Annotated in this window: 15 protein-coding genes; 8 read left to right on the top strand and 7 right to left on the bottom strand. The window is 67.8% G+C overall.

The window, feature by feature from the left end; genetic code table 11:
* Positions 1-60: 60 nt before the first annotated feature.
* The gene (gene dmeF / locus ACSYAO_RS02195) at positions 61-1,026 is read right to left on the bottom strand and encodes a CDF family Co(II)/Ni(II) efflux transporter DmeF (RefSeq protein ID WP_049461449.1); all 966 of its coding nucleotides are present in this window, start codon (positions 1,024-1,026) and stop codon (positions 61-63) included.
* 48 nt (positions 1,027-1,074) lie between these two features.
* Here dmeF and ACSYAO_RS02200 point away from each other — a divergent pair, with 48 nt between their 5' ends.
* On the top strand, positions 1,075-1,359 hold the full coding sequence (locus ACSYAO_RS02200; RefSeq protein ID WP_049461446.1) for a metal-sensing transcriptional repressor: 285 nt from the start codon (positions 1,075-1,077) through the stop codon (positions 1,357-1,359).
* A 125-nt stretch (positions 1,360-1,484) separates the two neighbouring features.
* Here the strand turns inward: ACSYAO_RS02200 and ACSYAO_RS02205 are convergent, their stop codons facing one another.
* Positions 1,485-1,856, bottom strand: coding sequence for a MerC domain-containing protein (locus ACSYAO_RS02205; protein ID WP_014645760.1), 372 nt, complete (start codon positions 1,854-1,856; stop codon positions 1,485-1,487).
* A 69-nt stretch (positions 1,857-1,925) separates the two neighbouring features.
* Between ACSYAO_RS02205 and ACSYAO_RS02210 the strand changes: the two genes are divergently transcribed.
* Positions 1,926-3,251: a GTP-binding protein gene (locus ACSYAO_RS02210; protein WP_049461444.1), complete on the top strand. Its 1,326-nt coding sequence runs from the start codon at positions 1,926-1,928 to the stop codon at positions 3,249-3,251.
* A gap of 72 nt (positions 3,252-3,323) precedes the next feature.
* Here ACSYAO_RS02210 and ACSYAO_RS02215 read toward each other — a convergent pair whose 3' ends face one another.
* Together ACSYAO_RS02215 and ACSYAO_RS02220 are read right to left on the bottom strand one after the other, a co-directional pair.
* Positions 3,324-4,931: an ATP-binding cassette domain-containing protein gene (locus tag ACSYAO_RS02215; protein ID WP_049461442.1), complete on the bottom strand. Its 1,608-nt coding sequence runs from the start codon at positions 4,929-4,931 to the stop codon at positions 3,324-3,326.
* A gap of 240 nt (positions 4,932-5,171) precedes the next feature.
* Positions 5,172-6,071, bottom strand: coding sequence for a LysR family transcriptional regulator (locus ACSYAO_RS02220; RefSeq protein ID WP_049461440.1), 900 nt, complete (start codon positions 6,069-6,071; stop codon positions 5,172-5,174).
* Positions 6,072-6,299: 228 nt separating this feature from the next.
* Between ACSYAO_RS02220 and ACSYAO_RS02225 the strand changes: the two genes are divergently transcribed.
* Together ACSYAO_RS02225 and ACSYAO_RS02230 are read left to right on the top strand one after the other, a co-directional pair.
* Complete coding sequence (locus ACSYAO_RS02225; protein ID WP_049461438.1) at positions 6,300-7,478, top strand: serine hydrolase domain-containing protein; 1,179 nt, start codon at positions 6,300-6,302, stop codon at positions 7,476-7,478.
* Positions 7,475-8,659, top strand: coding sequence for an MFS transporter (locus ACSYAO_RS02230; RefSeq protein ID WP_049461436.1), 1,185 nt, complete (start codon positions 7,475-7,477; stop codon positions 8,657-8,659). The genes ACSYAO_RS02225 and ACSYAO_RS02230 overlap by 4 nt, the downstream gene beginning before the upstream one ends.
* Positions 8,660-8,983: 324 nt before the next feature.
* Here ACSYAO_RS02230 and ACSYAO_RS02235 read toward each other — a convergent pair whose 3' ends face one another.
* On the bottom strand, positions 8,984-10,600 hold the full coding sequence (locus ACSYAO_RS02235; RefSeq protein ID WP_049461408.1) for an EAL domain-containing protein: 1,617 nt from the start codon (positions 10,598-10,600) through the stop codon (positions 8,984-8,986).
* A 228-nt stretch (positions 10,601-10,828) separates the two neighbouring features.
* Here ACSYAO_RS02235 and cycA point away from each other — a divergent pair, with 228 nt between their 5' ends.
* Positions 10,829-12,202 (top strand): D-serine/D-alanine/glycine transporter, encoded by a 1,374-nt coding sequence (cycA, locus tag ACSYAO_RS02240; RefSeq protein WP_049399140.1) that lies wholly within the window; start codon positions 10,829-10,831, stop codon positions 12,200-12,202.
* Between the two features lie 218 nt (positions 12,203-12,420).
* A complete protein-coding gene (locus ACSYAO_RS02245) occupies positions 12,421-13,197 on the top strand; it encodes a lytic transglycosylase domain-containing protein (RefSeq protein WP_049461406.1) in 777 nt (258 codons plus the stop codon).
* Positions 13,198-13,239: 42 nt separating this feature from the next.
* Here the strand turns inward: ACSYAO_RS02245 and ACSYAO_RS02250 are convergent, their stop codons facing one another.
* Positions 13,240-14,760 (bottom strand): tetratricopeptide repeat protein, encoded by a 1,521-nt coding sequence (locus tag ACSYAO_RS02250; RefSeq protein ID WP_049461404.1) that lies wholly within the window; start codon positions 14,758-14,760, stop codon positions 13,240-13,242.
* A gap of 165 nt (positions 14,761-14,925) precedes the next feature.
* Here ACSYAO_RS02250 and ACSYAO_RS02255 point away from each other — a divergent pair, with 165 nt between their 5' ends.
* Positions 14,926-17,007 carry a gluconolaconase gene (locus ACSYAO_RS02255; RefSeq protein ID WP_049461402.1) on the top strand — a complete coding sequence of 694 codons (2,082 nt, stop codon included), beginning with the start codon at positions 14,926-14,928 and terminating at the stop codon, positions 17,005-17,007.
* Here ACSYAO_RS02255 and ACSYAO_RS02260 read toward each other — a convergent pair.
* Positions 16,985-17,392, bottom strand: coding sequence for a YciI family protein (locus ACSYAO_RS02260; RefSeq protein WP_049461400.1), 408 nt, complete (start codon positions 17,390-17,392; stop codon positions 16,985-16,987). The genes ACSYAO_RS02255 and ACSYAO_RS02260 overlap by 23 nt on opposite strands.
* 716 nt (positions 17,393-18,108) lie before the next feature.
* On the opposite strand from ACSYAO_RS02260, the gene ACSYAO_RS02265 reads away from it, so the two are divergent.
* Positions 18,109-18,522 carry a YciI family protein gene (locus ACSYAO_RS02265; protein WP_049463533.1) on the top strand — a complete coding sequence of 138 codons (414 nt, stop codon included), beginning with the start codon at positions 18,109-18,111 and terminating at the stop codon, positions 18,520-18,522.
* Positions 18,523-18,548 lie beyond the last annotated feature (26 nt).

The raw sequence follows: 18,548 nt of genomic DNA on the forward strand, positions 1-18,548 counted from the left end.
CTGGTCAGCGGCGGCCGGAGCATGCCATGCCGGCCAGCGGCCGGCACTACCGGATGCGGGTCAGGCGCTGCGGTGAATCTCCACCGTCACGTGCACCAGCTCCTCATGAATCGCCAGCGCGTTGCGCACGGTATCGGCATCCAGACTGACGTCGCTGGTGACCACGCTGGCGCTGACCGCGTACTTGCCGCGACCCACCTGCCAGACGTGTAGGTCGGCCAGGCGTGCCGGCCACGGGCCCTGTTCGATCACTTCGCGTACTTCGGCCACCACAGGTGCATCCATCTGCGCGTCGAGCAGGATGCGGCCGCTATCGCGCAGCAGGCCGATCGCCCAGACCGTCACCAGCACGGCGCCGACCAGGCCCATCACCGGGTCCAGCCAGGTCAGGCCCAGCAGCTTGCCGCCAAGCAGGGCGACGATGGCCAGCACCGAGGTGGCGGCGTCGGCCAGCACGTGCACGTAGGCCGAGCGCAGGTTGAGGTCGTGACCGTGCGCATGGCTGTGATCGTGGTCGTGCCCGTGATGATGGTCATGCCCATGCCCATGATGGTGATGCGCGTGGCCCGGGCTGTCGTGCAGCCACCAGGCGCAGAGCAGATTCACGCCCAGGCCCAACGCTGCAATGGCGATGGCTTCGTCGTAATGGATCGGTGCCGGCACCCACAGCCGTTCCAGCGATTGCACGGCCATCAGCGCGGCGACGCCAAGCAGTGCGATGGCGCTGGTGTAGCCGGCCAGGATCTCGATCTTCCACGTACCGAAGGCAAAGCGCGGATCGTGCGCGTAGCGGCGCGCGCAGCGGTAGGCGAACACCGAGAGGCCCAGCGCCAGCGCGTGCGAACTCATGTGCCAGCCGTCGGCGAGCACGGCCATGGAGTTGAACCACCAGCCGCCGACGATCTCCACCAACATCATGCTGACGGTGAGCCACAGGGCGCGGCGGGTATTGCGTTCAGCCAGCGGGTTGCCGTCGTCGAAGCGGTGTTCGTGGCGACGGGCGGCGGCGAGGGCGTCCAAGTGCATGGCGGCGGGAGCTGGAGTGGATACCCCCATAGGGTATATGATCCCGCCATGGCCCATGTACATAAGAATCGAAAGCAGCTGCGGACCCGGGTACGCCGTATCGCGGGTCAGGTGGCGGCGTTGGAGCAGGCGCTGGACAAGCCCGAGGGGGAAGCGGGGGACTGCGCGGGCGTGCTGGTGCAGGTCGCCGCGGTGCGCGGTGCCGCCCACAGCCTGCTGATGGAGTTGCTGCACGAGCATCTGCAGGAACACGTAGTGGGTGCCGATGACCCGCAGCAGCGGGCGGACGAGGCTGCGGTGCTGGTGGAGCTGCTGCGCCGCTACGGCAAATAGCAGGGGTAGTGCCGGCCGCTGGCCGGCAACTGCAGGTTGCGTCCGAAGCTCATGCAGTTGCCGGCCAGCGGCCGGCACTACCCGTGGCGTCCGAAGCTCATGCGGTTGCCGGCCGGCGGCCGGCACTACCCGTGCCGGTGCCGCGCGTTCCAGATATGCGTGGCGGCCAGCAGCAGGCTGCCAGTGACCGTCATCGGCGTTTCCCAGTCATGTGAGGGCAAGGCCAGCGCGCCGGCCAGCAGCAGGCCGAGCCCGGCGCCGGCGGTGGCCCAGGCCAGCACGGGCAGTGGGTGACGGCGCTCGGCCCGCCACAGCGCGTAGCCGGTCAGTGGCAGGGCGATGGCCACGAACAGCAGGTGGACCCATTCCGCTTCGGCCCAGGTGCCGAACAGCGGCAGCGCGGCGGCAAGCAGGGGCAACGCCAAGCAGTGCAGCAGGCACAGGCTGGACAGGGCGACCGCGCCGGCATCGAGCAGGGCGGCAGAAGGCGACTTCATCAGGGGAGGTTCCTTGCGCGGCAACTGTTATACAGTAACATTTCCGTTCCGCAGCCAACCCGCTCCGACATGAACACTGTTTCCCGCGCCGACCGTCGCCTTCCGGTCACCGTGCTGTCCGGCTTCCTTGGGGCCGGCAAGACCACCCTGCTCAACCAGATCCTGCGCAACCGAGAGGGCCTGCGCGTGGCAGTCATCGTCAACGACATGAGTGAGGTCAACATCGATGCGCAGCTGGTGCGCGAAGGTGGCGCCGAGCTGCGCCGCACCGAAGAGACGCTGGTGGAGTTCAGCAACGGCTGCATCTGCTGCACCCTGCGCGACGACCTGCTGCAGGAAGTGCAGCGCCTGGCCGAGGCCGGCCGCTATGACTATCTGTTGATCGAATCGACGGGCATCGGTGAACCGATGCCGGTGGCGGCCACGTTCGCGGTGCGCGACGAGCACGGCTTCAGCCTGAGTGATATCGCGCGGCTGGACACGATGGTGACGGTGGTCGACGGCAGCGCGTTCCTTGCCGACTTCGGTTCGACCCTGCGCCTGGCCGAGCGCGGCCAGCAGGCCGGGCCGGACGATGATCGCGGTGTGGTCGACCTGCTGTGCGAGCAGGTGGAGTTCGCCGACGTGATCGTGGTCAGCAAGATCGACCAAGTGGATGACGAAGTGTTGCAGGACACGCTGGCGGTACTGCGTGGCTTGAACCGGGATGCGAAGCTGCTGCTGTCCAGCTTCGGTGATGTGCCGTTGGCCGAGCTGCTGGATACCGGCCGCTTCGACATGGAGCGTGCGCAACGCGCGCCGGGTTGGGTGAAGGAGCTGCGTGGCGAGCACACACCGGAAACCGAAGAGTACGGCATCGGCAGCTTCGTCTACCGTTCGCGGCGTCCGTTCCACCCCGCGCGATTCGCCCGCGCGCTGCAGTCCGGCATGCCCGGCGTGATCCGCAGCAAGGGCTGGTTCTGGCTGGCCAACCGCATGGATTGGGTAGGCGAGTTGAACACCGTGGGCGCCGCGACGCGGACGCAGGCGGCGGGTTTCTGGTATGCCGCGCGCGACCGCGTGCGTGCCGGCCTGGAAGACACCGCACCGTTGTTGCCGCCGACACCGCTGCCCTACAGCGACCTTGGCTGGGCGCGGCAGCAGGCCGATTGCTGGAGCGCACCGTTGCCGGGGCTGGAAGAGTTTCCGGATGCAGCCGCGCACACGGCGATGCAGCGGCTGTGGCACCCGTTGTGGGGTGATCGCCGCCAGGAGCTGGTGGTGATTGGTGTGCACATGGATGAGCGTGCGGTGCGCGCGGAGCTGGATGCGTGCCTGCTCAATGACCAGGAGCTGCGGGCGGGGCCGCTGCTGTGGCAGCAGATGCCACAGGCGTTCCCGGTGTGGAAGCGCTGACGGTGCATTGAGGTTTCCTGGGCTGCCGGCCAGCGGCCGGCACTACCCCGGGTCGATACGCCATGCGTGGATCTACAAGGCGTCATGCCACTGCCAGCCCTCGGTGCTCACGTGCAGCACCTGGGTCGGCCGCAACGCCTGCAGCAGGTGCCGGTCGTGGCTGACCATCACCAGTGCGCCCGGCCATGCCGCAAGCAGTTCTTCCAGCGCCTGTAATGCACTGAGGTCCAGTGCATTGCCGGGCTCGTCCAGCAGCAACAGTTGGGGCGCGGGATCGGCGTAGAGCACACTGGCCAGTGTGCCCTTCACCCGTTCGCCATCGCTGAGGCTGCGGGCGGGGCGCTGGATGCGTTGTGCGTCCAGACCCAACAGGGCCAGGCGCGTGCGCAGCTCCCCGGGGTCGGCACTCGGGTTGGCGGCCTGCACGCTGTCGAGGATGCTGCATTCGCCGGACAGCCCCAGCAGCTGCTGGTCGAGCAGAGCCAGTGGCGCATGCCGTTGCACGATGCCGCTGCGCGCCGGCAGCTGGCCGGCCAGCACACGCAGCAGGGTTGATTTTCCACTGCCGTTGTCACCGACCACGGCGATGCGCTGCCCTCGACGGATCTCCAGCTGCAATGGTGCGCTGCAGCCATGTGGCAGGACCAGATCCTGTACCTGCAGCAGGCGTGCGCTGCCACGCTCGCCATCGGTGGCAAACAGCGCCAGTTCCGGTGCCGCATGAACCGCCGACGCCGCTGCGCGCAGCTGCTCTGCACTGGCCTGCAGGCGTTCGGCCTGCACCTGCTGCGCGCGGCCGTGGCTGGCCTCGGCGCGCTGCTTCTGCCGGCCGAGCAGGATGGGGGCCTGGTTGGCCTGCTTCGCATCACGGTTGCCACGTGCCTGGCGTTGCTGCTGGCGTTCGTGTTGTTCGCGCGCGCTGCGTTGCTGTTGCCGGTGCTGCGCACGCGCATGGTCAAGCTGGGCGGTGGCGGCTTCACGTTCGGCGGCGCGTGTGTCGGCGTAGTGCTGCCATGCGCCGCCATAGCGATGCAGGCCACGCCCATCGAGTTCGACAATCTGCTGCATGCGGCCCAGCAGTTCGCGATCATGACTGATCACCAGCAGGCCACCGCGCCACTGCTGCAACTGTTCGTACAGCTGTTGGCGATGGCGTGCGTCGAGGTGGTTACTGGGTTCGTCCAGGATCAGCCAGTCGGCACCGCTGGCCCAGGCGCCGGACAGCGCCACCTGCATGGCCTGGCCGCCACTGAGGCGCGCGGCCGGCTGGGCGGGATCGAGGTCGTCGGGAAGCTGCAGCGCACGCCATTGCTGCTGCAGGCGTTCGCGCAGGTCCCAGCGCTCGCCTAGGCAGGTGAAGTCGGCCTCATCGACGCTGCCGGCTTCGATGCGTTGCAGTGCGGCCAGTTCCGCGCCGACGCCGGCCAGTTCACCGACCGTGCCGGCGGGTGGATAACCGGGTGTCGGCAACAGGAACACGCGGCCACTGCCACGCACCTGGCCACTATCGGGCGACAGACGCCCGGCCAGTAGGCGTGCGAGCACGCTTTTGCCAGCGCCATTGGCACCGACCAGGCCGGTGGCGACCGGTTCGAAGGAAAACGTCAGATCGGAAAACAGCGGGCGGCCGTCGGCCAATCGATACGACACGCGATCGAGCGTGAGGGAATGCGGGGTCATGCGACCTCCATGGATGCCGGGTTCTCCCCTGCGCGCAGGGGCGGGAAGAGTCAGGCCGTCTGTTGCGAAGACGGCGGCATCAATGGCGCATTGGTCGCGAGCCTCTGGGAGGGATGAGGGGAGATTATACCGCCCGCAGGGCATGCGAATTGTAGAGTCGAGCTTGCTCGACTGCTTTTGAGGAGCAGTCGAGCAAGCTCGACTCTACGTGGCACGGCCATCGAGCGCGGATCTACCGGCCTACGGCACGGTTTCCAGGCGCGCGCTGACGAAGTCGATGAATACCCGCAGCTTCGGAAGCACGTGGCGGCCGGAGGGCCACAGCAGGTGGAAGATGCCGCAGGAGTGCACATGCTCGTCGAGCACGGTCAGCAGCCGGCCGTCGGCCAGTGCATCGCGCACCGAGTGCACCGGCACGAAGGCCAGGCCGATATCGCGCAATGCAAGCGCCACCCGCGCTTCGATGGTATTGGCCACCATGTGTACCGGCAGTTCCTGCGGTGTTTCATGGTCGGGCCAGTGGATCGGCCACAGTTCCAGCTTGCCGGTGCTGGGGAAGCGATAGTGCAGCAGCGTGTGCTGCATCAGATCGGCCGGCGTGCGCGGCGTGCCGCGCCGCTGCAGGTACGCCGGCGAGGCGACGATGCGGCGTGGGAACACGCCCAGGCGTCGGGCGTTCATGCGCGAGTCGCTGGGCTCGCCGACGCGCAGCACGGCATCGAAACCCTCCTCGATGACATCGACCAGGCGGTCGCAGAAATCGAGGTCGAGGCGGATGTCCGGATACGCGGTCATGAACTCGGCCATCAGCGGCAGGGTGAGATCGCCCACCAGCGGCAGGCTGATGCGCAGCGTGCCACTCGGTGCGGCATGCGGTTGCGCCAGCTCGGTGCGTGCGGCATCGCGTTCGTCGAGGATGCGCCGGCAGCGTGCCAGGAACAGCTGGCCCTCGGCGGTGAGGGTGATGCTGCGCGTGCTGCGGTGGAACAGGCGCACGCCCAGTGCCTGTTCCAGCCGGGCAACGCATTTGCCCGCGGCCGAGGCCGAGATGCCCTGCAGGCGCCCGGTCTCGACGAAGCTGCGGGTGTCGGCCGCGTGCACGAAGGTCTGCAGATTGGCGAGGTTGTCCAGGACTGACATGGGCGTGCGGGCAATGAAAGCGGCAGGGTAGGTCGGCGCGGCTGTAGCGGACGGCTCCGCCATCGCAACACTGTGGTGCGAAGTGGTGTGGAGCCCGTTGCGGCCTTGCAGTTCCGGCCATCATGCCGATTGCGGACTGCAGGGTCCATGATGCCCGGAGCCGCAACCGGCTTTTTGCACGAGGGCGTGGTGCCTAACGTGGCGGGCCTCTCCCCACGGATCACCGCGATGAACGCTGTTCCTTCCCTTGCACCTGCGCCGACGCTGCCGTCGGTGCAGCGGCTGCTGCAGCAGGTCCACCCACAGCGCCTGGTCGGTACGGTAGTGCTGGTGCGCGAGCACGGTGTGCTGCGCCACGCCAGCGCGACCGGGCTGGCCGATCGCGAGTCGGCCACGCCGATGCTGCGCGACCAGTTGTTCCGGCTGGCATCGGTCAGCAAGCCGCTGTTGACCACGGTGATCCTGCGCCTGGTAGCCGAAGGCGTGCTGGACCTGGATGCGCCGGTACAGCGCTGGCTGCCGGACTTCCGCCCGGCGCTGGCCGATGGCAGCACGCCGCCGATCAGCCTGCGCCAACTGCTCAGCCATAGCAGCGGGCTGGGTTACCGCTTCCTCGAAGCCGATGCGGATGGCCCGTACGCACAGGCCGGCGTCAGCGATGGCATGGATGCGAATCCGCTGACGCTGACCGACAACGTGCATCGCATCGCGCAGGCGCCGCTGCTGTTCGCGCCGGGCAGCCAATGGTTGTACTCGTTGGGCGTGGACGTCGCGGGCGCCGTGGCTGAAGCCGCGACTGGTGAAACGCTGCAGGCATTGTTCGCACGCCTGTTGGCCACGCCGCTGGGCCTGCGCGATACCGCGTTTGCCATCGACGATGCCGCACGGCTGGCCACGCCCTATGTCACCGACGCGCCGCAGCCGCATCGCCTGCAGGAAGGCGAGGTGGTCGCTCCATTCGAGGGTACCGTCGGCATCGAGTACAGCCTCGCCCGTGCTACCGATGCCAGCCGTTTCCCTTCGGCCGGTGCTGGACTGATTGGCAGCGCCGACGAGGTGATGGCGGTGTTGGAGGCCCTGCGCGATGTGCAAGCTTCGAATCTGTTGCCGCCCGCGCTGGTGGCGGCGATGGCCACCCCGCAGGTGGGCGAGCAGGGGCCGCCGGAACCGGCCGGCTGGGGCTTCGGGCTGGGCTTTGCGGTGCTGCGCGATGCCGCCGCCAGTGGCACGCCACAGAGCGAAGGCACCTGGCGCTGGGGCGGTGCCTACGGCCATAGCTGGTTTGTCGATCCTGCGCGTGGGCTGAGCGTGGTGGCGCTGACCAACACCCTGTACGAAGGCATGGACGGTGCCTTCGTTGATGAGCTGCGTGACGCGGTCTACGCCGATCTGGAGGCTGCGCGATGAGCGGCCATGCCATTGATGCGGCGAGTCCTGCCGGCGAAGCTACACGCCTGCCGTGGGCCGGCCTGCTGGCGCTTGCAGGTGGCGGCTTCATCACCCTGCTGACCGAAACCCTGCCGGCCGGTGTACTGCGGCCGATGGGCGAGAGCCTGGGCGTGAGTGATGCGGCGGTGGGCCAGCTGGTCAGCGTGTACGCGCTGGGATCGGTGATGGCCGCACTGCCGATGACCGCGTTGACCCAGCGCCTGCCGCGACGCCCCTTGTTGCTGGCCGCCATTGCCGGCTTCGTGGTGGTCAACACGCTGACCGCCGTGAGCAGCAGCTATCCGCTGATCCTGGCCGCGCGTTTCCTGGCCGGTGTGAGTGGTGGCCTGCTGTGGTCGCTGGTGGCCGGCTACGCGGCGCGCATGGTGGTGCCGTCGCTGCAGGGCCGGGCAATTGCGGTGGCGATGGTTGGATCGCCGTTGGCGCTGTCGCTGGGCGTACCGGCGGGCACGTTGCTGGGCCAGCAGATCGGCTGGCGCTGGGCGTTCGCGTTGATGAGCGTGCTGGGGGTCGGCCTGCTGGCGTACGCGCGCTGGGCATTGCCGGCGTTACCGGCGGCCGCGGCCGGTCAGCGCACGTCGTTGGGTACGGTGTGGCGCATGCCCGGCGTGCGCAGCGCGTTGGCGGTGATGGTGCTGTACGTGCTGGCGCACAACGTGCTGTACACCTACATCGAACCGCTGGCGGTGGAGGCCGGCGCCGGCCCGTGGCTGGACCGCCTGCTGCTGGCCTTCGGCGTGGCTGCCATCGTTGGTATCGGCATTGCCGGTTGGGGCGTGGACCGTCATCTGCGCACGCTGGTGTGGGCGGCCGTGATCGGTTTCATTCTTCCGGTGTTGGCCCTGCTGTTGTGGCCAGGACAGGCCACACCGCTGCTGCTGGCAACGATCCTGTGGGGCGTGGCGTTCGGGTCGGTTGCGACCCTGTTCCAGACCGCGCTCGCACGCCGTGCCGGTGCTGCTGCCGACCTGGCGCAGTCGATGCTGGTGACCGGCTGGAACCTGGCGATTGCCGCCGGTGGCGTAGCAGGCGGTGTGCTGTTGCAGGTCAGCGGCCCGAGCCAGCTGGGCTGGTTGCCGTTGCTGTTGCTGGCGGTGAGCGCGGCGTGGCTGTTGGCACGGCCGAAGGCCTGGGCGTAGGCGCAGACCAGACGTTACCGAGGTGCCGGCCAGCGGCCGGCACTACCGTGGTCCACGCCATCCACGCATGGCGTGGATCTGCCGAGCGCAGCGACCCGCGTTTGCTTTTGCTTTTGCTTTCTTCTGTTGATTCCGTGGTGGGACGCCGCCGCAATGTGTCCGTGGCCGGGTGGATGGGTTGCGCAGGGGCGTGAGCCGCATGGATGCGGCGACCGAGCTTACATGGACGTACTTGCAGCGCCCCCTGCGCGACCCATCCACCCGGCCCCAACTGATGGATCCACTGTACGCGACTCACCACGAGGGGCTCCGCCGTTGGCCGTCCTACTCGATCCCCTCACGCTCGATCGGCACGCTGCGCGGATTCTGCATGTGCTCCCGCGCCGCGCCATAGCGCTGCTGCCGCTTGTGATGGAACACCACGAACTCATCCCGCGGCAGCGGCCGCGAGAACAGCCAACCCTGCGCGAACTCGACCTTCCGGGTATGCAGATACGCCAGCTGTGCCTCGGTCTCCACGCCCTCGGCCACCACCCACAGGCCCAGCTCCTTGGCCATGTCGATGATGTGCGGGGTTACCGGGCTGGTGGCGCTCTCGGTGTCGATCGCATCGATGAATGATTTGTCGATCTTCAACGCGTCCAGTGGCAGCTGTTCCAGGTACTGCAGGCTGGAGAAGCCGACGCCGAAATCGTCAATGGCCACGCTGTGCCCGGCCCGACGCGCCTGCGCCAGCATCGTGCGGGCGCGGTCCAGATCCAGGAAGCCGCGCTCGGTGGCCTCCATCCAGATCTGCTGCGGCAGGATGCCGCTGCCGGCCATGTGCTTGGAGATCATCTTCAGCGCACGGCCGCTGCTGATATCTTCGGCGGCCAGGTTGATCGCGATGTGCGCGCTGCGGTCGGCCACCAGCAGTTCACGCATGTCGCGCACCACGTTCTCGATCACCAGATCGGTGACCGCGCCGATCATGCCGGCCTCTTCGGCCAGCGGAATGAACAGGTCCGGCCGCACCTGGGTGCCATCCGGGCGCTGCCAGCGCACCAGCGCTTCGGCGCCGACGCAGATGCCGGTATCCAGCTCGATGATCGGCTGGTAGTGCAGGTACAGCTCGCGGCGGCGGATCGCTGTGGCCAGCTCGCCGCGCAGGGACAGGCGGCGACGCGACAGCCAGATCACCAGGCCGGCACCGGCAGCGGCCAGCAGAACGCCGATCGGCACGAACAGCCACGCCTGCTGGCGGAAGGTCGCGGCAAGCGCGGTACGCGGCATGGTCGCGATCGCCAACCACTCTTCGTTGCGGGCGGTGGCATACAGGGTGTGGTGGTCCAGGCCTTCATCGGGGGCGCGCAGCAGGGTCTCCAGCAATGCCGGATCCATGCCGTCCTGCCTGGCCAGGAGACGCCCATCGGGGCTGGCCAGGGCAAGGCGCACGTTCGGGTCGGCGATGACATCGACGAAGCGGCGCGGATCGACCAGCACGTCGTAGTTGCCGTACAGGAACGACAGGACCTGGCGCCGTCCGCTGGCCTCGGGGCGCACATCCACGGCGATGCCGGCGCCATCACTGGTGACGTGGTCGGCCTTGGGCTGGTTGACGTCGGACAGGAACGGCCCCCACGACGTACAGCGCAGCTTGCCACCCTCGAAGTAGCCCATCTGGTCGACCGACGGCGAGGTCATCACCAGTGTCTGCATGCGCCGGATATGCTCGGGCCCGCAGGCGTCGTGGGCGCCGACCTCGGCCGACTGCAGTGCCGCCAGCGCTTCCTGGTAGGACTGGTCGGCGCGGCGCAGCGCGCGACCGGCGATGTCGCGCAGCCGCTGCTGCTCGACGCTGACTGCACGGTCCCAGGTGGCATAGGCCATCACCGCGATCGGCACGGCCGCGGCCAGCAGCGCCAGCGCGGTGCCACCAATGATCACGCGCAGCCGACTCAAGGCCGGAGCTCCAGCGGGGCGGGCAGGGCAGGGCACATGGTCGGGCCGATCCTTGGGCAGGTGCGGCTATCTGAGCATGACGCCGGGCCGGGCGGAATGGGACGAATCCGGTATTCGGTCACAATGTGATGAAAGCGACCATGATTGACGCAATCGGGCCGTCCAGCGCTGGCGCTCCGGGCCGGGGAGGACTAACGTCGAACGCTTCGCCCGCCCCAATGCACGCCCATGACCGAGCCCGCAACGCCCCCCGAGCACCTGCGCCGCAGCCTGTCCAACCGCCACCTGCAGCTGATCGCCATCGGCGGTGCCATCGGCACCGGCCTGTTCATGGGCTCGGGCAAGACCATCAGCCTGGCCGGCCCGTCCATCGTCTTCGTCTACCTGATCATCGGCGCGATGCTGTTCTTCGTGATGCGCGCGATGGGCGAGCTGCTGCTGTCCAACCTGCAGTACAAATCCTTCATCGATTTCTCCACCGATCTGCTCGGTCCCTGGGCCGGCTTCTTCTGTGGATGGACGTACTGGTTCTGCTGGATCGTCACCGCCATCGCCGACGTGATCGCGATTGCCGCCTACGCGCAGTTCTGGTTCCCTGGGCTGGATGCCTGGATACCGGCACTGGCCTGCGTGCTGCTGTTGCTGGCACTGAACCTGGTGACGGTGAAGCTGTTCGGCGAGATGGAATTCTGGTTCGCGCTGATCAAGATCGTGGCGATCTGTGCACTGATCATCACCGGCGCCGGGCTGGTGGCGTGGGGCTTCACCTCGCCCAGTGGCCACACCGCGTCGTTGTCGAACCTGTGGAATGACGGCGGCATGTTCCCGATGGGCCTGGTCGGCTTCTTCGCCGGTTTCCAGATCGCGGTGTTCGCTTTCGTCGGCATCGAGCTGGTGGGTACCACCGCCGCTGAAACCGCAGACCCCGAGCGCAACCTGCCCAAGGCGATCAACTCGATCCCGGTGCGCATCATCATCTTCTACGTGCTGGCGCTGATCGCGATCATGGCGGTCACCCCGTGGCGCCAGGTGGTGCCGGACAAGAGCCCGTTCGTGCAGCTGTTCGTGCTGGCCGGCATTCCTGCCGCGGCAAGCCTGATCAACTTCGTGGTGCTGACCTCGGCCACGTCCTCGGCCAACAGCGGCATCTTCTCCACCAGCCGCATGCTGTACGGTCTGGCCGAAGAGGGCCACGCACCGCGCGGGTTGTCGAAGTTGTCGCGCGCCGCAGTGCCCGCCCGTGGCCTGCTGTTCTCGTGCCTGTGCCTGCTGGGCGGCACGTTGCTGATCTACCTGATCCCGAACCTGGTGACCGCCTTCACCCTGGTGACGACGCTGGCCACCGTGCTCTTCATCTTCGTCTGGTCGCTGATCCTGGTGGCCTACATGGCCTACCGCCGCCGCTACCCGGAACGCCACGCCGCCTCGATCTTCAAGATGCCCGGCGGCGTCGCCATGTGCTGGGCCTGCCTGGTGTTCTTCGCCGCCGTGCTGGTGCTGCTGAGCCTGCAGGCCGACACCCGCCAGGCGCTGGTCGCCAGCCCGGTGTGGTTCGTGCTGTTGGGCGTGGGGTATTGGGTGCGGCGGAGGACCGCGAAGTAATCCAGCATTTGCGTTCCATCGATTGATCCAGAGATCTCTCTGGAGTGGGGTCAGAGACCGTTGCGCAGCAACGGGATCCGACCCCCGCAGGAAATCGGCCGTTGCCGTTGCTGTTGAGGTTGCCGGCCAGCGGCCGGCACTACCACGGGTGCAGGGCGCAGCCCTGCCGACCCCCATTCACCCAGCATTAGCGGGCGCGGCCGGATGATCCGGCCGCCATGTTCCGTCGCCCTCTCCTGCTTGCGCTGTTGCTGCTGCCCAGCCTGTGGCCCGGGCTGGCCGCCGCGCGCACCGTCTACCGCTGCGTGCAGGGCAACACCGTCAGCCTGGCCACCGCGCCGGAACCCGGTTCACGCTGCACCCCGAAGGAAATCGACGACAACGCCATCCAGACCCCGAATCTGTGGGGCAACATGGGCGTGTTCAGCGGCGTGCTGTACGAGCGCGAGCAGGATGGCGCGCTGGTCTACTCCACCCGCAACCTGCCCGGCTCGCGGGTGTTCCTGAAGTTCACCATGGCCACGCCGGCGGGTGAACCTGCCCACGAAGGCCTGGGCAAGGTGGGCAAGCCGCAGCTGGCGCAGCATGCCAAACAGTTCAAGGCCGCCGCCAAGGCCACCGGCGTGGATGACGCGTGGCTGCGCGCGATCGCCCATGCCGAAAGCAACTTCGATGCACTGGCGGTGTCCAGCAAGGGCGCACAGGGCGTGATGCAGTTGATGCCGGACACCGCGCAGGAGTACGGGGTGAATGATCCGTTCTCGCCGCAGCAGTCGATCGATGGCGGCGCCCGCTACATGCGCGCGTTGCTGCGTCGCTACAACGGTGATCGGCCGCTGGCAGCGGCCGCCTACAACGCCGGCATCGGCGCGGTCACCCGCTACAAGGGCGTGCCGCCCTATGCCGAAACCCTGGCCTACGTGGACAAGGTGATGGCCCTGTACGCACGCTACCGCGAGGCGATGGGCATCCGTACCGAGGTGCCGGCGCGCTAGGCGGGTGGTGCTGCACGCACGTGGTTCTACATGGGAGCTTGCTCAGCGCGAGGTGGAGGTGCTGACCAGTTCGTAGCGTTCGATGCGGCCCAGGCGGGCAACCTCGGCCTGCACGTCGGCGCGCTGCTTCAGCGCACGCCAGGCCGCATCGATCTTCACGTCACCGGGCAGCGACGGATAGGTGCGCATGTCCTGCAGGCTGGCCAGCGTTTCACCGCGTTCAACGGGTGAGCGCAACTGTTCGATCAGCACGGCAGCTGCGCCGTCGAGATTGCCCTCGTCCAGCAGCATTTCGCGCTGGAACAGGCGCGCGTCATCGCCCTGGGCCAGGATCGCTGCACGCGCGGCCTGTTCGGCCTTGGCATCGCCACGTTCACGGGCGGCAACGAACTGCAGCAGTGCCTGGGCCGCCTTGCCGTAACCGGCCAGGCCCGGTATGTCATTCACTGCCGTGGCGGCATCCTGCATGCGGCCCAGCGAACTGAACACGAAGCCGACGTTGAACTGGTGCTCGGCACCATCGGGGCCCAGTGCACCGATGCGTGCGGCCAGCTTGGCTGCCGCCAGCGCATCCTCGTTGCGACCCAGCCGGCGCAGCGCCGTAAGCCGGCTGTTGAGCAGCCATGCCACCCATTCGGCTTCCGCTGCCGAAGGCGCCTCGCCTTCGGCGGCCGCAGCGGCCATGCCATCGGTCAGCGCCAGCACTTCCTCGTTGCGGTCCAGCATCAGCAGCGTGCTGCTGAACTCGGCCATGCGCGCGTCCAGCGCCCGGTCGAGCAGGCCGGAAACCCGCAGTTCGTCGAGGTGCTTCTGTGCAGCCTGCACGGGATCAAAGCGCGGGTTGGCGCGGTCGACATAGGGATCGAAGCGCTTGTCACTGCGCAGCCGGATGATTTCGGCGGGCGCGGAGATGCGGGCCAGGGTCGCGGGGATGGCCTCGCCACGGCCGTTGTCGGCCTGCAGCGTGGCCAGTGCCAGCCACAGTCCGGTGGGTTCCAGGCCGCCGCTCTTCCAGCCGTTGTCGAACAGTGCCTGCAGCAGTTCCATGCGCTGCTGCGGCTGGTCCCGCAGGCGGAACTGCAGGTAGTTGATCGCGTGGTGGTCCACCGGCAACGGCGCTTCGGCATGCTTCAGCGCCTGCACCAGGTGCTTGGTGGCAGGCGCCGGTTGGTTCTCGGACAGTTCCACCGAGACCAGGGTCAGCAGGATCTGCGCATCGTCCGGCAGTGCCTCCTGCGCGCGCTGCAGATAGCGGCGAGCCTGGTCCGGCTTCTTCTGCACCATCGCGGTCCAGCCGGCCACCTGCGCGGCGCGGCCGCGATGTTCAGCATCGAAGTCATCCAGCATCGGATCTTCCATCAGCCGTTCCATCGCGATCAGTGCGCCCAGCGTGTTGCCACTGCGTGACTGCTGGATCGCCTCATCCCATCGCGTGGCATAGGCCTGGTGCATCGCATCGGCGGTGACTGACGGCTTCTGTGGTGCCACCGAGATCGAGGCGGAGGCCGGCGTGCTGGCCAGTGCGGCCACCAGCAGGGCGGCGAGGGGGAAGATGCGGGGCATGGAGGATCTCCATCCGTGGGAAGAGCATTGAACCCGCTGTAGCCAGGGAGAACAAGCGCAACGCATGGAACTCTGGTATCCGGCAGTACGTTTGGCCGTGGCGGATCCTGCGTTCAGCGTCTATTGTCAGTGCCTCTTCAGACAGCAGGCAGGCAGCACAGCACGATGGCACGGTGGCAATGGATGGCGGCAGGCGTAGCGTTGGCGACCGTAGTGGCACTGGCCGCGACCTGGTGGGAGACGCCGCTGCATACGCCGGCTGAACCGGCAGGCCCGGTTCCAACGCCGCTGGCGTGGACCGCGCAGATCGAGCCGCTGGCCGGCGATGGCCACCCGGGTGACCGCGATGGCGCGTCCGCGCAGGCGCGTTTCGCCGATCCGTACGCGTTGCTGCGCAGTGCCGATGGCAGCGTCTATTTCACCGATGCCGGTGACAACAACCGGATCCGTCGCCGCCTTCCCGATGGCCGCGTTGAAACGGTGGCCGGGCAGGGCGAGGGGCGTATCGATGGCCCGGCACTGCAGGCCAGTTTCAATACGCCCTCGGGCATCGCCGCCGACGCGCAGGGCAACCTGTATGTGGCCGACACCGGCAACCACGCGATCCGCCGTATCGGCACCGATGGCCAGGTGACCACGCTGGCCGGTGGCGAACAGGGCTACGCCGATGGCCCTGCCGCGCAGGCGCGCTTCGATGCACCGATGGGCATCGCGGTGGACGCGCAGGGCCAGGTCTATGTGGCCGACACCTTCAACGACCGCATCAGGGTGATCGGTACCGACGGCAACGTGCGTACCCTGGCTGGCGGCGAGCGCCCGGGGCTGGCCGATGGCCTGGCGGGTGATGCACGCTTCGATACACCGGTGGCACTGGCCTTCGATGCGCACGGCGCGCTGCTGGTGGCCGACCTGTTCAACAACGCGGTGCGTCGGGTCGGTGCCGACGGCATGGTCAGCACGCTGCTGGGCGATGGCGGCGTGATCAATGGGCCGCTGTCGCTGGCCACCACGCACGACGGCGTGCTTTACGTGGGTGACCTTGATGGCCGCATCGTGCAGGTAACACCGCAGGGCCACCAGATCGCGCTGGTGGGCAACGGCCGCCTGCCACGCCTGGCCCGCCCCAGTGGGTTGGCGATGGATGCCGATGGCAGCGTGCTGGTCGCCGATTCCGCCAGCTATCGCCTGCACCGCCTGCGCCCGCTGCCGGTGGGTGACCTGCCGGCACCGGCGCTGGTCGGGCCCGCTGCCGATGCAGCGTTGCCGGACACCGGTGGGCGCTGGCCATTGGCACCCCAGGATGGCTGGCATGAAGTGGTCGGCACGCTGGGCGAGGTGCGCGGCAACTTCAAGGGCGAGAGCCGCCACCACCTGCACGGCGGTTTCGATGTGCGCGGCGATGTCGGCCAGACCGTGCTGGCGATCGCCGATGGCAAGATCAGCAGCCCGGTAGCGGCGTGGAGCCTGGGTGGGCAGGCGGAGGGCCTGGCCGTGGACCGTCTCAAGTACATCCACATGCGGGTCGGCCGCACCCCGCGCGACCAGCCGTTCGATGCGCGCTGGCAGGCGCTGTACGACGAACAGGGCAAGCTGGAGCGGATGCGCGTGCGTCGTGGCATGCGCATCCACGTCGGTGATCGCCTGGGCAGCATCAACAACCAGGCGCACGTGCATCTGGCGGTGGGTACCGGCGGTTTCGAAACCAACGCGGTGGCGCTGGGCTTCCACAACTACGCCGACCACTTCGCACCGCGCATCACCGATGTGGCCCTGCTGGACGACAACGACCAGCCGATGACCGCAGGCAGCGACGGCGTGGTGATGGTGGCGCGGCAGGGACGTGGCGTGCAGATCGTGGTCGAGGCCTGGGACCAGGTCGACAACAACCTGCCGCGGCGCCGGCTGGGCATGTACCAGGTGGGTTACCAGATCCTCGATGCCGGCGGACAGCCGCTGCAGGGCTACGAACAGCCACGCTGGAACATCGTGTTCAACCGCATGCCGCCGCAGAACGAAGCGGTGCGCGTGGCCTACGCGCCGGACAGCGGCATCACCGTGCATGGCAGCGCGGTGACCCGTTTCCGCTACCTGGCCACCAACACCGTGCGTGACGGCCTGATGGAAACCGGGCGCTGGCAGCCGGCGGCATTGCCACCGGGCGAGTACACCGTGCGCGCCAGCGTGCGCGACTACAGCGGCAACGAAGGCGTGGGTCCGCGCGAGATCAGGGTACGGCTGCTGCCATAGCCGCAGCCGGGGCGCCGCAGCGTTCGCGCTCGGCGTCCATGTCTTCCAGCGGCCGCACCTCGATGCTGCCGAAGCGTGCCCACGGGAAATCGCGGGCGATGCGCATGGCTTCGTCGCGGTCGCGGGCGACGATCAGGTTGAAGCCGGCCAGCAGTTCGCGGGTTTCCGCGAACGGGCCATCCAATACACGGCTGTGGCCATCACGCACGCGCAGGGTCTGCGCGGTGTCAACCGGCTGCAGCTTCTGCGCGGCCAGCAGCGTGCCTTCCGCCTGCAGTCTGTCGGCGTGGGCGAGGCAGTCGCGCATCAGCGCGTTGAATTCTTCGGTGGGCAGGGCCTGCAGCAGGGCAGGCTCGATGTAGATCAGAAGCAGGTACTGCTGCATGGGACGGTCCTGGCGGGGGCGAGGTGTCCATGATGGCGCAGGTTTGCCTGCCAGCATGCTGCAGCGCGAAAAGCCGCCTGCGGCGGGCGATCGGCGAACGGCGGAGCCCCTCCGTGGTGGGGTGGGTTGGTTGCTGAAAGCTCGGGTTCTTGGATTTGGCCGGGTGGGGAGGCAGGGCAGGGGGCGCTGCAAGTACGTCCATGTAAGCTCGGTCGCCGCATCCATGCGGCTCACGCCCCTGCCCTGCCTCCCCACCCGGCCTTGGACAGATCTCTGCGGCTGACCCACCACGGGAGATCAACAACAAGAGCAAAAGCGGGTCGCTCCGCTCGCAAAGCCGAGGTCGCCAGCCACCCGCTGTTGCTGTTGCTTCTGCCTTTTTTCTTGATCTTCCCGTGGTGGTTCGGCCACCGGAATCTGTCTGGGGCCGGGCGGGTGGGGTTGGCGGGGTATCCGCGGCATGGATGCCGCGGCTAAGCCCCCATGGACGGGTTTACGGCGTCCCCGCCAATCCCACCCGCCCGGCCCACCCACAGGAAACCAGCTTTCAGCGACCAGCCCACCCCACCACGGAGGGGCTCCGCCGTTCGCCGACGCCCGCCGAAGGCGCGCTTTCCACGGAAGAAATAATTTTCAAAAGACGTGTCGATTCCCAGCCCCCTGGTTCGTTGTACCCAGTGAAGGGCACGCACCACGCGTCCCCACGGGAGACCGCAATGAAAGTGATGGTGATCGTGAAGGCCAACGCCGACTCCGAAGCCGGCCGCATGCCCAGTGAACAGGAACTGTCCGAAATGGGCGCCTTCAACGAACAACTCGTGGCCGCCGGCATCATGCTGGCCGGTGAAGGCCTGCATGCCACCCAGCGCGGACGTCGCATTCATTTCGGCAGTGGCGCGCCCAAGGTCGAGGCCGGTCCGTTTGGCCCTGCGGGCGAGCAGATCGCCGGCTTCTGGCTGTGGGACGTGCGCTCGCTGGACGAGGCCGTTGAATGGGCCAGCCGCGCGCCGTTCAACAGTGGTGGCACGCTGGAGCTGCGCCCGCTGATCTCCGCCGAAGACTTCGGTGAAGCCTTCACCTCCGAATTACAGCAGCAGGAACAGCGTCTGCGTGCACAGCTGGAAGGTTGACCCGATTCATTTCCCCCGCCGGGCAT

Source organism: Stenotrophomonas sp. STK16_22 (assembly GCF_051984505.1).
GTDB lineage: Bacteria > Pseudomonadota > Gammaproteobacteria > Xanthomonadales > Xanthomonadaceae > Stenotrophomonas > Stenotrophomonas maltophilia_A.